Origin of the sequence: Pseudomonas syringae CC1557, assembly GCF_000452705.1 — a bacterium.
Classification (GTDB): Bacteria; Pseudomonadota; Gammaproteobacteria; order Pseudomonadales; family Pseudomonadaceae; genus Aquipseudomonas; species Aquipseudomonas syringae_F.
Genome location: NZ_CP007014.1, coordinates 599,882 through 615,000 on the forward strand (window position 1 = coordinate 599,882; position 15,119 = coordinate 615,000).

19 protein-coding genes (1 of these 19 cut by a window edge) are annotated in these 15,119 nt (G+C 57.6%); 11 read left to right on the plus strand and 8 right to left on the minus strand.

Annotation, left to right across the window (positions count from 1 at the left end):
* The first annotated feature begins 153 nt into the window (after positions 1–153).
* The 7 genes from N018_RS02775 (at position 154) to N018_RS02805 (ending at position 5,588) form a co-directional block, all read left to right on the plus strand.
* Positions 154–651 (plus strand): tail fiber assembly protein, encoded by a 498-nt coding sequence (locus tag N018_RS02775; protein WP_024645947.1) that lies wholly within the window; start codon positions 154–156, stop codon positions 649–651.
* Positions 652–891: 240 nt separating this feature from the next.
* Positions 892–1,437 (plus strand): glycoside hydrolase family 19 protein, encoded by a 546-nt coding sequence (locus N018_RS02780; RefSeq protein WP_025388802.1) that lies wholly within the window; start codon positions 892–894, stop codon positions 1,435–1,437.
* Positions 1,434–1,943, plus strand: a complete 510-nt coding sequence (locus N018_RS02785) for a lysis system i-spanin subunit Rz (protein ID WP_025388803.1) — start codon at positions 1,434–1,436, stop codon at positions 1,941–1,943. The genes N018_RS02780 and N018_RS02785 overlap by 4 nt, the downstream gene beginning before the upstream one ends.
* A 413-nt stretch (positions 1,944–2,356) precedes the next feature.
* Complete coding sequence (locus N018_RS02790; RefSeq protein WP_024645944.1) at positions 2,357–2,956, plus strand: aminodeoxychorismate/anthranilate synthase component II; 600 nt, start codon at positions 2,357–2,359, stop codon at positions 2,954–2,956.
* A gap of 21 nt (positions 2,957–2,977) precedes the next feature.
* Positions 2,978–4,027, plus strand: a complete 1,050-nt coding sequence (gene trpD / locus N018_RS02795) for an anthranilate phosphoribosyltransferase (RefSeq protein ID WP_024645943.1) — start codon at positions 2,978–2,980, stop codon at positions 4,025–4,027.
* Positions 4,024–4,860: an indole-3-glycerol phosphate synthase TrpC gene (gene trpC, locus N018_RS02800; RefSeq protein WP_024645942.1), complete on the plus strand. Its 837-nt coding sequence runs from the start codon at positions 4,024–4,026 to the stop codon at positions 4,858–4,860. The genes trpD and trpC overlap by 4 nt, the downstream gene beginning before the upstream one ends.
* 32 nt (positions 4,861–4,892) lie before the next feature.
* Positions 4,893–5,588 (plus strand): lipoate--protein ligase family protein, encoded by a 696-nt coding sequence (locus tag N018_RS02805; protein ID WP_025388804.1) that lies wholly within the window; start codon positions 4,893–4,895, stop codon positions 5,586–5,588.
* Between the two features lie 10 nt (positions 5,589–5,598).
* Here N018_RS02805 and crp read toward each other — a convergent pair whose 3' ends face one another.
* Entirely contained in the window at positions 5,599–6,243 is a 645-nt protein-coding gene (gene crp / locus N018_RS02810) for a cAMP-activated global transcriptional regulator CRP (protein ID WP_024645940.1), read from the minus strand.
* Positions 6,244–6,452: 209 nt separating this feature from the next.
* On the opposite strand from crp, the gene N018_RS02815 reads away from it, so the two are divergent.
* Positions 6,453–6,899 (plus strand): OsmC family protein, encoded by a 447-nt coding sequence (locus N018_RS02815; protein ID WP_025388805.1) that lies wholly within the window; start codon positions 6,453–6,455, stop codon positions 6,897–6,899.
* Between the two features lie 218 nt (positions 6,900–7,117).
* Positions 7,118–7,912, plus strand: coding sequence for an adenosylmethionine decarboxylase (speD, locus tag N018_RS02820; protein ID WP_002551946.1), 795 nt, complete (start codon positions 7,118–7,120; stop codon positions 7,910–7,912).
* 57 nt (positions 7,913–7,969) lie between these two features.
* Here speD and coq7 read toward each other — a convergent pair whose 3' ends face one another.
* The 5 genes from coq7 to hemJ form a co-directional block, all read right to left on the minus strand.
* On the minus strand, positions 7,970–8,617 hold the full coding sequence (gene coq7 / locus N018_RS02825) for a 2-polyprenyl-3-methyl-6-methoxy-1,4-benzoquinone monooxygenase (RefSeq protein WP_024645938.1): 648 nt from the start codon (positions 8,615–8,617) through the stop codon (positions 7,970–7,972).
* Positions 8,618–8,740: 123 nt separating this feature from the next.
* The gene (locus N018_RS02830) at positions 8,741–9,079 is read right to left on the minus strand and encodes a histidine triad nucleotide-binding protein (protein ID WP_003316306.1); all 339 of its coding nucleotides are present in this window, start codon (positions 9,077–9,079) and stop codon (positions 8,741–8,743) included.
* Between the two features lie 94 nt (positions 9,080–9,173).
* Complete coding sequence (locus N018_RS02835) at positions 9,174–9,950, minus strand: SDR family NAD(P)-dependent oxidoreductase (protein WP_025388806.1); 777 nt, start codon at positions 9,948–9,950, stop codon at positions 9,174–9,176.
* Between the two features lie 54 nt (positions 9,951–10,004).
* Complete coding sequence (locus N018_RS02840; RefSeq protein WP_025388807.1) at positions 10,005–10,928, minus strand: DUF805 domain-containing protein; 924 nt, start codon at positions 10,926–10,928, stop codon at positions 10,005–10,007.
* A gap of 79 nt (positions 10,929–11,007) precedes the next feature.
* The gene (gene hemJ / locus N018_RS02845; protein WP_024645935.1) at positions 11,008–11,436 is read right to left on the minus strand and encodes a protoporphyrinogen oxidase HemJ; all 429 of its coding nucleotides are present in this window, start codon (positions 11,434–11,436) and stop codon (positions 11,008–11,010) included.
* 133 nt (positions 11,437–11,569) lie between these two features.
* On the opposite strand from hemJ, the gene argC reads away from it, so the two are divergent.
* Both argC and erpA read left to right on the plus strand, forming a co-directional pair.
* Positions 11,570–12,604, plus strand: a complete 1,035-nt coding sequence (argC, locus tag N018_RS02850; protein WP_024645934.1) for an N-acetyl-gamma-glutamyl-phosphate reductase — start codon at positions 11,570–11,572, stop codon at positions 12,602–12,604.
* A gap of 172 nt (positions 12,605–12,776) precedes the next feature.
* A complete protein-coding gene (gene erpA / locus N018_RS02855) occupies positions 12,777–13,127 on the plus strand; it encodes an iron-sulfur cluster insertion protein ErpA (protein WP_002551953.1) in 351 nt (116 codons plus the stop codon).
* A 79-nt stretch (positions 13,128–13,206) separates the two neighbouring features.
* On the opposite strand, the gene N018_RS02860 is transcribed toward erpA, so the two are convergent.
* Together N018_RS02860 and N018_RS02865 are read right to left on the minus strand one after the other, a co-directional pair.
* The gene (locus N018_RS02860) at positions 13,207–14,301 is read right to left on the minus strand and encodes an anhydro-N-acetylmuramic acid kinase (protein ID WP_024645933.1); all 1,095 of its coding nucleotides are present in this window, start codon (positions 14,299–14,301) and stop codon (positions 13,207–13,209) included.
* A 3-nt stretch (positions 14,302–14,304) separates the two neighbouring features.
* Positions 14,305–15,119, minus strand: the 3' portion of a protein-coding gene (locus N018_RS02865; RefSeq protein ID WP_025388808.1) for a peptidoglycan DD-metalloendopeptidase family protein. Its footprint extends 607 nt past the window's final position; the window shows 815 of its 1,422 coding nt (coding positions 608–1,422); its start codon lies beyond the right edge, outside the window — the gene reads right to left on this strand; its stop codon occupies positions 14,305–14,307.

Here is a 15,119-nt window from a genome sequence, read left to right on the forward strand (position 1 = left end):
AGGATCAATGCCCCTCGACTAGCAACAACGACTGAACATCATCCCTGACGGGCGCGCAATGCAGCTCAAACGACACAGGAGGTCCACTGACGCCCGCAAGCGTCAATCATTCATAAACCCATACTCTCTCAATAGAAAATTAAAGGTATTCATATGTCCACAGTAATAAGCGCTCGCGATCCACGTTGGTCCGATATGACACACACATACATTAACCTGTGGGTGTTGTTTGCGGAGTTTAAAGACACTTACGGTGAGGTGCCTTTTAGTGCGTCTCCCTATGACTCCGCTGCTCACGGAGTCGATCTGTTTAACCGTGCCCTCGCCGGTGAGTTTGGCCCGGTTCTCGAGCCGACCGAGGAGTCGGTCGTGCAGCTGGTGACGAGTCAGCGAAATAACCTATCAAGTAACGCTACCGCTCAAATCCACTCTTTGCTGGACGAACTGGATATTCTTCAAGACGCCATAGCAATGAATCTGGCGACCGAAGCGCAAGTGAAATCCGTGCCAGCAATAAACGCTGAGCTCTACGCGTTCCGTCTTTATCGCGTGCGGCTTTCCCAAATTGACACATTGCCAAGTTACCCAAGGAAGTTCGACTGGCCAGTGGCGCCTGCGCAGCCTTTTGTGTATGTGCCACCTTCTGAGTAGTGGGCCATTTGGCAGGGCGTGCGCAAAAACGAATTGCACTCGACGCCGGCTCTAAAGCTGGCGTTACTGTTTATGCTTTCGATATCGCCACGACCTGCTGATATGACTGCTGCTAACGACCCAGGTAATGACGCCCCGCAATAGGGGGCGTTTTTACCCGTAATGCGAGTTGCTCTCGAGTCACGAGAGCTTCGTCGATTGGGGACGCTGACGAGCGTCATAAGCAAGGCAGGAGTAACCATGCCTATCAATCACCAACAACTGCTACAAATCCTCCCCAACGCCGGCCTCCAAGCCGGCGTTTTTGTTCCTGCGCTCAACATCGCCATGACTCGCTACTCCATCAACACCCGGCTGCGCATCGCCGGGTTCATCGCCCAGGTCGGGCATGAATCCGGGCAGCTTCGTTATGTGCGCGAACTGGGTAGCGACAGCTACCTGGCGAAGTACGACACCGGGCAGTTGGCGCTGCGTCTGGGCAATACGCCAGAGGCAGACGGCGACGGTCAGCTTTACCGCGGCCGTGGGCTGATTCAGGTGACGGGGCGAGCGAATTATGAGGCGTGCGGGGAGGCGCTCGGGCTGGACTTGCTTGGCCAGCCGCAACTGCTCGAACAGCCAGACCACGCCGCCATGTCGGCGGCGTGGTTCTGGGATCGGGCCAACCTCAATGTGCTCGCTGACAAGGGAGACTTTTTGATGATCACCCGGCGTATCAACGGCGGCACGAATGGCCTTGCCGATAGACAGGCGCTCTATCAGCGTGCCTTGGAGGTGCTGCCATGAAAGCGCTGGATGTGCGCTTCCTGGTCCTGGCGTTCGTGCTGGGGTCGGGGTTGGGCGTATGGGTTGCCTGGAAGTCGCAGGCGGCCCGCTATGGCCTGCAACTGTCCACACAACAGCTGACCTGGCAGCGCGAACGCGAGCAGGCGGCACTCGCGGTTATCGATTGGCAGAACGCCGAACAGTCGCGAAGGCGGGCGCTGGAAGTTCGCCTGCGCGATAGCGACACAACCATTCACAAGGAGTTGAGCGATGCACAAACCTCTCAAGCCCGTTTGCGTGACCGTCTGGCTACTGCTGATCTGCGGTTGTCAGTCCTCCTCGCCAGCCCTGCCGGTGGCAATGGAATGCCAGTCGCCGCCGATACCAGCGGCGTGGTTCATGGAAGCCCGCGAGGCGAACTTGACCCAGCGGCTGCTGGACGAATTGTCGCCATCACCGATTACGGCGATCAAGGATTGATCGCCTTGAAGGCCTGCCAAGCCTATGTGCGCGAGATTGCGCATTGATGTTCCTTTCGGCGTCCCACCCTCGGCCATCGTGCCCCCGCCTCAATCCCGCCTCCGCAAGGAGGCGCGGTCCTCTTTTCAGCCTTTGCCCGGCTATCAATCGGTCCCGCCCGGTACTTTCATATTGCACCGGCCCATTCGGTACGCTAATGTCCCGAAACGTACCGATGAGACCCCTTCCGTGACAATTGTCAGCAAACTCTTGATGCGCGTAATCAAGGCTCACGCCCGCTGGCGTTGGCGCGCCTGACTATTTCCTTGCCGGCCCTGCCGGACCCGTACCTGTATGCCTTCGATGTGTGATGCTTTTTGCCCTGGTCACCTCAAGCCTTGTGGCTGAAGAGGGGACGCATGAGTGACGCAGAATCCGGAAGGCTTGAATCAAGTCAGTCAATCAAAAGGTTGATAGCAAAATGTTGCTGATGATCGATAACTACGACTCCTTTACCTACAACGTCGTGCAGTACCTCGGTGAGCTGGGGGCAGACGTCAAAGTCATTCGTAACGACGAACTGACCATCGCCCAGATCGAAGCCCTGAACCCCGAGCGCATCGTGGTCTCGCCTGGCCCGTGCACACCCAATGAAGCCGGCGTCTCGCTTGAGGTGATCAATCACTTCGCGGGCAAACTGCCGATTCTGGGTGTCTGCCTGGGGCACCAGTCCATTGGTCAGGCGTTCGGCGGTGATGTGGTGCGTGCGCGTGAGGTGATGCATGGCAAAACCAGCCCTGTCGTCCACGAAGACGGCGGTGTCTTTGAGGGCCTGAATCATCCGTTGGTGGTAACCCGCTACCACTCGCTGGTGGTCAAACGCGATACGCTGCCCGAGTGCCTGGAAGTGACAGCATGGACTGCGCTGGAAGACGGCTCGGTCGACGAGATCATGGGCTTGCGCCACAAGACATTGAACGTCGAGGGCGTGCAGTTTCACCCCGAGTCGATCCTGACTGAGCAGGGTCACGAGTTGTTCGCCAACTTCCTCAAACAGAGCGGCGGCCAGCGTCAGGGCTAAGGACTTTTTATGAATACCCCGATGAATATCAAAAGCGCGCTGAACCGCGTGGTCAACCAGTTGGACCTGACCACTGCCGAGATGAGCGACGTGATGCGCGAAATAATGACCGGCCAATGCACCGAAGCGCAGATCGGCTCTTTTCTGATGGGCATGCGCATGAAGAGCGAAACCATCGACGAAATCGTCGGTGCGGTGTCGGTCATGCGCGAACTGGCGGACAAGGTCGAACTGAAGACGCTCGACGGTGTTGTCGATATCGTCGGCACCGGTGGTGACGGCGCGAACATCTTCAACGTGTCCACGGCGTCGGCTTTTGTCATTGCCGCCGCTGGCTGTACGGTGGCCAAGCACGGCAACCGCGCAGTGTCCGGCAAGAGCGGCAGTGCCGACTTGCTGGAGGCCGCAGGTGTGTACCTGAACCTGACGCCTGTTCAGGTGGCCCGCTGCATCGACAGTGTCGGCATTGGTTTCATGTTTGCCCAGTCTCATCACACTGCAATGAAACATACGGCCGGGCCACGCCGTGAGTTGGGGCTGCGGACGTTGTTCAACATGCTTGGCCCGCTGACCAACCCGGCTGGTGTTCGCCATCAGATCGTCGGTGTGTTCAATCAGGCGTTGTGCCGTCCGCTGGCTGAAGTGCTGCTGCGTCTGGGCAGCAAGCATGTGCTGGTGGTGCATTCCCAGGACGGGCTGGACGAGTTCAGCCTGGCCGCGCCGACCTTCGTTGCCGAGCTGAAGAACGGCGAAGTGACTGAGTACTGGGTAAATCCGGAAGAGTTGGGTATCAAGAGCCAGAGTCTGTACGGCCTCGCTGTGGAAAGCCCTGCGCAGTCGCTGGAATTGATTCGCGACGCGTTGGGACGGCGCAAGACCGAGAGCGGGCAGAAGGCTGCGGATATGATCGTGCTCAATGCTGGAGCCGCGCTTTATGCGGCCGATCTTGCTACCAGCTTGAAAGAAGGCGTAGCGCTGGCACACGATGCACTGCATACCGGCCTTGCGCGGGAAAAACTGGAAGAGTTGGGTGCCTTCACGGCGGTATTCAAGCAGGAGAACGAAACATGAGTGTGCCAACCGTACTGGAAAAGATCCTGGCTCGAAAGACCGAAGAAGTCGCAGCCCGTCGTGCGATCGTGAGCCTGGCCGAGCTGGAACAGCAGGCTGCCAAGGCAGACGCGCCGCGTGGTTTCTCCAACGCAATGATCAGTCAGGTCAAGCTGAAACAGCCTGCCGTTATTGCCGAGATCAAGAAGGCGTCGCCGAGCAAAGGCGTCATCCGGGAAAACTTCCTGCCGGCCGAAATCGCCAGAAGTTATCAGGCGGGCGGCGCGACCTGTCTTTCCGTGCTGACCGATGTCGATTTCTTTCAAGGCTCCGATGCTTACCTGCAAGAAGCGCGTGCAGCGTGCAATCTGCCGGTGATTCGCAAGGATTTCATGATCGACCCGTATCAGGTGGTCGAAGCGCGTGCCTTGGGCGCGGACTGTATTTTGTTGATTGTGTCGGCGCTGGATGACGTGCGCATGGCCGAACTGGCCGCCGTCGCCAAAAGTGTTGGCCTTGATGTGCTGGTCGAGGTACATGACGGCGACGAGCTGGATCGCGCGCTGAAAACGCTCGATACCAGGCTGGTGGGGATTAACAATCGTAATCTCCACACCTTCGACGTGAGCCTCGAAACCACGCTGGACCTGCTGCCGCGTATTCCGCGTGACCGTATCGTGATTACTGAAAGCGGCATCCTCAATCGGGCCGATGTCGAGTTGATGGAAATCAGTGATGTGTATGCATTTCTGGTAGGTGAAGCCTTCATGCGTGCTGAAAAGCCGGGTGCAGAATTGCAGCGTTTGTTCTTCCCGGAGCGCAAGCCCGCGATGAGCGTTTCCTCGACTGACTGATGTTTTGAACCGAGCACACGCTGAGGTCCGGCATGCAAGACCCGATTATCGATATCTGTGTCGAACAAGGCCTGCAGGCCGAGCAGGATCTGTTGGCGTCAGTCTGTGCCGGTGTTGCAGAGCATGGGCTGCTGCTGTGGCGACCCAATGACCGGGCGCTGGTCATGCCGCGGCGCATGAGCCGCTTGCCGGGCTTTGTCGAAGCCAGTGAAACCCTTGCGGACAATGGATGGCCTGTGCTGTTGCGGGAAACCGGTGGTGAACCCGTACCGCAATCTCACGCTACCGTGAATATCGCGTTGGTCTACGCGCAGCCGAAAACAGACGCTGATCGGGACCGGATCGAAACCGCTTACCTGCGTTTGTGTCAGCCGATTCTGGATCTGCTGGTCGAGCTGGGTGGGCAGGCGTCGTTGGGCGAGGTGGCCGGCGCATTCTGCGACGGTCGCTTCAACGTAAATATCGATGGCCGAAAGATGGTCGGAACTGCCCAGCGCTGGCGTCAGAGTCAGGGTGGAACGCGTGCGGTAGTGCTGGCACATGGTGCCTTGTTGCTGGATGACGAGCGTGTGCAGATGGTGGCGGCAGTCAATCGATTCAATGAACTGTGCGAACTTGAACAACGTGTGCGAGCCGACAGCCACATTGCCCTTCATGAAGCTTTTCCCGGTGTAGAGGTTCTGGCGCGTCTGGCGCAGGCCTACCGGCATCTGCTTTGCGAACTCTGAATACCCGGTTTCAGCGTGTGCCGAAGACCACCATGGTCTTGCCTTTGACGTTAACCAGGCTTTGCTCTTCCAGAGCCTTGAGTACGCGACCAACCATTTCTCTTGAACAGCCCACGATACGGCCGATCTCCTGACGGGTGATCTTGATCTGCATGCCGTCCGGGTGAGTCATGGCGTCAGGTTGCTTGCACAGGTCCAACAGCGTGCGAGCCACGCGCCCGGTAACATCCAGAAACGCGAGATCGCCTACCTTGCGCGTGGTGTTGCGCAGGCGTTCGGCCATCTGACTGCCCAGCGCGTACAGAATGTCCGGTTCCTGCCGGGCCACTTCGCGAAACGTGTCGTAGGGGATTTCGGCGACTTCGCATTCGGTTTTGGCCCGTACCCACGCGCTGCGAATGGACTCTTGCCCCGGCAGTTGGAAAAGGCCCAGCTCGCCGAAGAAGTCGCCACTGTTCAGGTAAGCGACGATCATCTCCCGTCGTTCGTCATCTTCGATCAGCACCGTGACCGACCCCTTGAGGATGATGAACAACGAGGCCGAGCGCTCACCCGCATTGATGATGTTGCTTTTTGCGGCGCAACGGCGACGTTCTGCATGCGGAAGCAGCTTCTCTAGGATGCTCGTTTTGGGTGTAAACGGTATTGCGACCATGCGCTACTTCCGAAATAAAGACTATGGCCAAATGGCATACCTATAGGTATCGGCTGCGCGTGCGTTCTCCGCAGCTTTTCGACGTCTACGGGGTGCGATTTGCGAATATTCCTACACGTTTGCCTCAAATCGTATTTCTGCTGGCGCCTCAGGCCATCCCTTGGCCCTGTGCTAAGCTGGCGACCCTTTTTTACAGTGGAGTCTTGGCGATGAAGGCACGCATCCAATGGGCTGGCGAAGCCATGTTCCTCGGCGAATCCGGCAGTGGCCATGTGGTGGTAATGGACGGCCCGCTGGAAAGTGGTGGTCGCAACCTGGGCGTGCGTCCGATGGAAATGGTGCTGATCGGCCTGGGCGGCTGCAGCAACTATGACGTGGTCAGTATTCTCAAGAAGTCGCGTCAGCCGATTGAAAGCTGTGAAGCCTTTCTTGAGGCCGAACGCGCAGACGAAGATCCGAAAGTGTTCACAAAGATTCATCTGCACTTCGTCGTCAAAGGCCGTGGCCTCAAGGAGGCGCAGGTCAAACGCGCTATCGAACTGTCCGCAGAGAAGTATTGCTCGGCGTCGATTATGCTCGGAAACGCCGGCGTGAAAATCACCCACGATTATGAAATTGTCGAACTGGGGTTAGCGTCAGACATCCAACGATCATAAAAACGGCGCACACTCTGGCAGACGGCTTCGGACGTCTGCATAATGCGCCACTTTTTAAGGGCGCAGCGTGCATTGGTTTTCTGCTGGCAGCCCGAACAGACAACCAAAATCGCCAACGCGAAGAGGTGTTAACCGTCCTACGCAGATGAGCCGGGCTCACCTGACGGGCATGCTTGATCACGCGGCTGGCGCCGCACCCATATAGAGAGTTTTTAACGGTGAAAAGCAAACTCAAGCTCCACGGGTTCAATAACCTGACAAAGACCTTGAGCTTCAACATTTATGACATCTGCTATGCGGAAACCCCGCAGGACCAGCAGGCGTACGTCGAGTACATCAATAGTGTGTACGACGCAGAACGCCTGACGCGGATTCTGACTGATGTTGTCGATATCATTGGTGCCAACATCCTGAACATTGCGCGTCAGGATTACGATCCACAAGGTGCCAGTGTGACCATTCTGATCTCCGAGCAGCCGGTAACGCCTACCGAAAGCCAGATCGAAGAGTCGCCAGGTCCACTGCCGGAAACTATCCTGGCCCATCTGGACAAGAGCCACATCACGGTCCATACCTATCCGGAAATTCACCCGGTAGACGGTATTGCCACGTTCCGGGTAGACATCGACGTGTCGACCTGTGGCGTCATTTCACCGCTGAAGGCGCTGAACTACCTAATTCACAAGTTCGAGTCGGACATCGTGACTGTCGATTATCGCGTGCGCGGTTTCACCCGTGACGTGGAAGGCAAAAAGCACTTCATCGATCACGAAATCAACTCGATTCAGAATTACCTGTCCGAAGACACGCGCAACGGTTACCAGATGACCGACGTCAACGTGTATCAGGAAAACCTGTTCCACACCAAGATGCTGCTCAAGCAGTTCGAACTGGATAACTACCTGTTTGGCGACGCGACCAGCAACCTGTCTGCGGAACAGCGTGAGCAAGTGACCGCGAAGGTCAAACACGAAATGCTGGAGATCTTCTACGGTCGTAACGTAGCGGTTTAAACCCGGTTTTCGGATATAAAAAAGGCGCCTCTTGCAGGCGCCTTTTCATTTACCGTGTCACACGCGATAAGTGGACCTGGTCATGACCTTGGCCAACAGGCTCATGCCGAACTTGACCGGTGCCGGGAAGCGAAAGCCGCCCGCTTCAAGTGCAGACTCGGCATGATGTTCTTCATCGCTGAGCATCTGTTGCAGAATCGCCCGCGATTTGCCGTCTTCGGTCGGCAGTTGTTCCAGGTGCTCGCTCAGGTGTTTGCAGACCTGATCTTCTGTTGCGGCAACAAACCCGAGGCTGACCCGGTCACTGATGATCCCGGCCACTGCGCCCATCCCGAAGGAAAGACCGTAGAACAGCGGGTTCAGCACGCTGGTGTGGCTGCCAAGTTGATGAATGCGCTGTTCGCACCAGACCAGGTGATCGATTTCTTCTTCGGCCGCATGCTCCATCGCCTTGCGTACCTTGGGCAGCTTCGCGGTTAGCGCCTGACCCTGATACAGCGCCTGGGCGCAGACTTCGCCGGTATGGTTGATGCGCATCAGGCCTGCGACATGGCGGGCGTCGGCCTCGCTCATCGTGTGATCGGGCTGGACAACTGCCGGGGACGGACGCCGTGCGTGTGCGCTCGACGGCAGCAGGGTGCGCATTGCGCTGTCGGCTTGCAGTAACAGACGGTCGATGGGGGAATATTGACGTTCGGTAGCCATGGGCACCTCCGTAAGAACCATGCGGGCAGTTTACCCGAATTGGCGCAGGGCGGCTGGACCTGTATCAGCCGGCCGACGATCTTCAGGATCAGCCAGCCGGGGGAGTTTCGCGAAGATTTGCGATCAGCCCGGAGGCCAGTTCATCTGACGTTGACCCAGCACATGCATGTGAATGTGATAAACGGTCTGCCCGCCCAGCTCATTGCAGTTCATGACCACACGGAAGCCTTCTTCGCAGCCCAGCTCAAGTGCCAGACGTTGCGCCGTGAACAGGATGTGGCCTGCCAGGCCTTTGTCCTCTTCGGTCAGGTCATTCAAGGTACGAATAGGCTTTTTCGGGATAACCAGAAAATGCACGGGTGCCTGTGGGGCGATATCGTGGAAGGCCAGTACCTGATCATCTTCGTAGATGATCTTTGCCGGGATTTCCCGATTGATGATCTTGGTGAACAAAGTATCCACAGCTGTTTGCTCCTTGTCGGTTGATGGGGGCGCAGGTTACTGCCGTGAGCCTGAGTGTACTGAGCGAAACATGGCCCGCCCAGCCCTGCCTCTGTCAGCGCGGGCAGAACTTCTTGTTGATATAACCGCTTATCTGGCGTGCCAGCCAGCGCGAAACGAAGCGCGGGCTGAGTGTCCAGAACCTGTTGCTGAAGCCGGGAATGATAACCGCGCGATTTTTTGCCAGCGCCCGGACCGTGTACAGCGCCACTTCTTCAGGGCTCATCAGATTATCGACGTTCACCTGTAATTGCGCGGTACGGAAGAAAGCCGTCCGGGTTGGCCCAGGGCACAATACCGAGACGTTGACGCCAGCTTTTTTCACTTCCTCGCGCAGACCTTCGGAAAAATGCAGTACATATGCCTTGCTGGCGTAATAGGTACTCATCCAGGGGCCCGGCTGGAAAGCCGCTACCGAAGCGACATTGAGTATCTGTCCGCCGCCCTGGATCGCCATCAGGTTACCGACGGTGTGACACAAACGTGTGAGCGCCAGGATATTCAAGTCGATCAGGTCCTGCTCGACGCCCCAGTCCTGCGCCAAAAATGGCCCGCACGTGCCGATGCCTGCGGCGTTGACCAGCAGGTCGATCTGGTGGGCACCGTCTTCCAGCTCCAGCAGAAAACCCGAGAGTCGCAGCGGTTCACCCAGGTCGCACGCACGAATCAGTACCTCGACGCCAAAGCGCTGAGTGAATTCCAGTGCGGTCGTTTCCAGCAAGTCACGCTGGCGGGCAACCAGAATAAGGTTGCGACCACGCCGCGCCAGCGCCTCGGCGATGGCCAGGCCTATGCCGCTGGAAGCGCCAGTGATCAGGGCGTAACGGGTCATGCATTTCTCCATTGAGCCTGTGCGCCCGGCTGTTCGCCGGACGTCAGCAGTTTATTACTTGTCGTTCTGTTCGTTTGGCTCTTTATTGACATCATCAGGAGCGCTCAAGGCACTGTCTTCCTGATCATCGTAAGGCAGGGTCTGTTCGTACTCGTCGGTTTTAAGCGCCAGCTCCTCTTTGGCCAGGGTTGCAATGCCGTAATAGATGCTGGCTACGGTGATAACCGGGATCATGGCAATCCACACGACGGCCAGAAACTTTACGCCGCGCGTGTTGGGCGGTGGCGGCGGGCCAAACTGGTTCGGGCCTTTGGTGCCGGGCAGCACCATGATCAGGAACGGGAACAAGGTGCCCACGAACGGCACGAGGTTCAACAGCAAAAGCCAGCCTGACCAGCCCAGGTCATGCAGCCTCTGCACCCCGATCATAATTCCGATAGTGATGAACACCACCACCAGAACCGCGATCAGCAAGCCGCCGCCGACCAGCGATGCGTTCATGACGGCCAGGGCAAGTGATAGCAGAACTATGAGCGTGACACACTGGACCATGCTCCACGCCAGAAAGCGCAGACGTCCGATACGGCCATTGGTGGTGAAGACTTTGAGCGTGGAATGCCCGAACTCCTCGTGACCCACCTGCGCTTTGGGCGGCGCGTAAGGGGATGCGGGCTCAGGCGAGCGTTTATCGGCTGCCCAAGGGGTTGCTGGCGTGGCGACCTCATCCAGATTGAGACTGATGGCCTGGTCGGGTTCGATGTGTGCTTCGACGCCTGCCTCTTTCAGCGCAGTGATATAGCGCTCTGCTTCCGTGTGAACCAGCCCGCGCTTGAGGGTGACGGGTTTGCCGCTAAACAGCTTTTCAACCGCCGCAGCGTCGCTTTTGAAGAGCCCGGCTACGTTGGCTTTTGCCGTTTCAGGCTCGACGCCGTCACGCACCTGCCCTTCAAACATGATTTTGAAGAGGGTATCGGTCATACAGGGCTTCCTTGTCTTGAGTGAGAGCAGCAGGACACCTTATAGAGGCGTCCTTTCGTGAGGGCAGAGCGGCAGTCGGTCAGAACGGTTTTACGATAACCAGAATGACCACCGCAATCAGAATCAATACCGGGATTTCATTGAACCAGCGATAAAACACGTGGCTGCGGCCATTCTCGCCACGGGCGAAGCGTTTCATCTGCGCGCCGCAGACATGGTGGTAGCCGATCAGCAGGAACACCAGGGTCAGCTTCGCGTGCATCCAGCCCTGGCTGAAATAACCGCTGGGGTCGAAGCTGATCAGCCAGCCGCCGAAGACCAGCGTGGCGATCATTGCCGGTGTCATGATGCCGCGGTACAGTTTGCGCTCCATCACCATGAAGCGCTCGCGGCTGACGGTGTCCTCGCTCATCGAGTGGTAGACGAACAGTCTTGGTAGATAGAACAGGGCTGCAAACCAGCAGACCATCGAGATGACATGCAGTGCTTTGATCCATAAATAGAGCATTTTTGATTATTCCCAGGTTCACGGTGGCCGAATAGTAGTGTCTTGTGCGCCCTTACGTCACGTTGTCGGTTGTCGCAGAGGCCATAGGCTCCTATTATCGACCGCTTTCCAGTTGTTTCGTTGAGGGCAGGTTATGGTCAAGGTCGGTATCGTCGGCGGCACGGGTTACACCGGAGTCGAGCTGCTGCGTCTGTTGGCACAGCATCCGCAGGCAGAAGTGGTGGTAATTACCTCTCGCTCGGAGGCCGGTCTTCCAGTCGCCGACATGTATCCGAACCTGCGAGGCCATTACGACGGCCTGGCGTTCAGCGTCCCTGATGTCAAAACCCTGGGGGCCTGTGATGTGGTGTTTTTTGCCACGCCTCACGGTGTTGCCCATGCCCTGGCGGGTGAACTGCTTGCGGCGGGCACCAAGGTAATCGATCTGTCGGCCGATTTCCGTCTGCAGGACCCGGTCGAGTGGGCCAAATGGTACGGCCAGCCTCACGGTGCGCCGCAGTTGCTGCAGGACGCGGTCTACGGGCTGCCGGAAGTCAACCGCGAGCAGATAAAGAGCGCCCGCTTGATTGCCGTGCCGGGCTGCTACCCGACAGCCACGCAACTGGGCTTCTTGCCGTTGCTTGAAGCAGGCATTGCCGATAACACCCGTTTGATTGCCGACTGTAAGTCCGGTGTGAGCGGCGCAGGGCGTGGTCTGAGCATTGGCTCTCTTTACTCGGAAGCCAACGAAAGCTTCAAGGCGTACGCCGTAAAAGGTCACCGTCATCTGCCTGAAATCACTCAGGGGCTGCGTCGCGCAGCAGGTGGTGAGGTTGGTCTGACCTTCGTACCGCATCTGGTGCCGATGATCCGTGGCATTCATTCCACACTTTATGCAACGGTCACTGACCGCTCGGTGGATCTGCAAGCTCTGTTCGAGAAGCGCTACGCCGATGAGCCGTTCGTTGATGTAATGCCAGCCGGTAGCCACCCGGAAACCCGTAGTGTGCGTGGCGCCAACGTCTGCCGCATTGCCGTGCATCGTCCACAGGGCGGCGATCTGGTGGTCGTGCTCTCGGTTATCGACAACCTGGTGAAGGGCGCGTCCGGGCAGGCGGTGCAGAACATGAACATCCTGTTTGGTCTGGATGAGCGCGCAGGGTTGTCTCATGCGGGGATGATGCCCTGAGGGAAGCCGCTTATAGCTTCAGCGGCAGGCTTCAAGTCGCAAGGCAAGGGCGGACCGGCCATGCTCTTGTAGCTTGTAGCTGCCTCCCAGCAAATAGTTGACCGATTTTCTAGGAGAAGCGGATAATGCCGTCATTACGCATTACGACGGCTAATGCCGGGAGATATCTGACATGAGTGTTGAATCCTTTACGCCTACGGCTTTGGAATTCACCCCAAATGCAGCGCACAAGGTGAAAACCCTGGTCGACGAAGAGGGCAATGATCGCCTTAAGCTGCGTGTATTCGTTACAGGTGGTGGTTGCTCGGGTTTTCAGTACGGCTTCACTTTTGATGAGGACGTGGCAGACGACGATACAATCGTCGAGCGCGAGGGCGTTAGTCTGGTGGTCGATCCGATGAGCTTCCAGTATCTGGCGGGCGCTGAAGTGGATTATCAGGAAGGGCTTGAGGGCTCGCGATTCGTGATCAAGAACCCGAATGCTTCCACGACCTGTGGTTGTGGTTCTTCGTTTTCGATCTGATCGAACGCTGCTGTAAATACGCTGCTGTAAACAAAGACGCCGCTCATTCGAGCGGCGTTTTGCGTTCAGGTGTCAGGCTTCAAGCTGGGTAGATCGCGCCCAGAATCCGCAGGCCTTTGGCCCCGGTTACCGTGGGGCGGTTCGCCGGGACGCTTTCAAGGCAGCAATGCGCAAGCCATGCAAAGGCCATCGCTTCTACCCAGTCAGGGTCGACGCCAAATTTATCGGTGCTGCTGACTTGGGTGTCGGGCAACAGTTCGGCAAGACGACTCATCAGCGCAGTGTTGTGCGCGCCGCCGCCGCAGACCAGAAGATCCACGGTGCTCGACTGTGCCGATTGCAGCGACTCGGTGATGGTCAGCGCGGTCAGCTCCAGCAGAGTGGCCTGCACATCTTCCGGTGCCAACGTCTGAAACTGAAAGAGATGATGGCGAAGCCAGCCGAGGTTGAACACTTCCCGGCCAGTACTTTTCGGCCCCTTGGTCTGGAAGAACGGGTCGCTGAGCAGCGTGTTCAGCAGCTCCTTGTTGACCTGACCGCTCGCTGCCCAGTTGCCATTTTCGTCGTAGCTCTGAGTGCGTTTGGATTGTATCCAGGCGTCAAGCAGCACGTTGCCCGGGCCGCAATCAAAGCCTTCAACCGGACGATCCGATTCGATCAGACTCAGGTTGCTGAACCCGCCAATGTTAAGCACTGCGCGATGATTCTTGTTGTCATCGAACAGCGCTTCATGGAAGGCTGGCACCAGCGGTGCACCCTGGCCACCTGCTGCAATGTCACGACGGCGGAAGTCACTCACTACGGTGATTTCAGTCAGTTCGGCAAGCAGGGCAGGGTTGCCGATCTGGATACTGTAGCCACGAGCAGGCTCATGGCGAATTGTCTGGCCATGGCTGCCAATGGCGCGGATCTGTCCGGCTACCATGTTCTGCTCTTTCAGCAAGGTCAGAACACCCTCGGCGACCAGTCGGCACCACTTCTGCTCGGTAACGGCGGCGCGAGCCAGCTCATCTGCCCCACTGGAGCAAAGCGCCAGCAACTCTGCATGCAGGTCTTCCGGCATGGGGATGTAATGAGTTGCCAGGAGTATCGGTCGGTTATCCTGCTTCAACAGGGCGATATCGATCCCATCGAGGCTGCTGCCGGACATCACACCTATATAGAAGTAGGCCATGGATTACCTTTTATTAGAGGCCAGCGTGGTGGCCTTTTCCTGATCCATGCGCGCCATCAACGGTTGGCTTTGCTGCATGAACCGCTGTTTTTCGGATTTGGCGATCGGATCCGCCATCGGAAGCTTCTGACCCAACGGGTCTACGTGCACGCCATTGACCTGAAACTCATAGTGCAAATGCGGGCCCGTCGACAAGCCGGTAGTTCCAATATAGCCGATCACCTGGCCTTGCTTGACCGCACTGCCGGTTTGCACGCCTTTGGCGAAGCCTTGCATGTGACCATACAGCGTGCGGTAAGTGTCGCCGTGCTGGATGATTACCGTGTTGCCGTAGCCGCCACGACGCCCGGCCAACAACACTTTACCGTCGCCGGTGGCCTTGATCGGAGTGCCGCGTGGAGCAGCATAGTCGACACCTTTGTGCGCACGGATCTTGTTCAGGATCGGGTGCTTGCGCCCCATCGAGAACATCGAGCTGATACGGGCGAAGTCGACCGGTGTACGGATGAACGCCTTGCGCATGCTGTTGCCATCGGCGGTGTAGTAATTGGTAGTGCCTTGTTTGCTGGTGTAACGAACTGCCGTGTAGGTCTTGCCACGGTTGGTGAAACGGGCCGCCAGGATATTACCGGTGCCGACGCTCTTGCCGTTGACCACTTTCTGCTCATACACCACATCAAACTCGTCGCCCTTGCGAATGTCCTGAGCGAAGTCGATGTCGTAGCCAAAGATATTGGCCATGTCCATGGTCATGCTGTGGGTCAGGCCGGCGCGCTGGGCGGATTGCGACAGGGAGCTGTTGATAACTCCGTGTACAT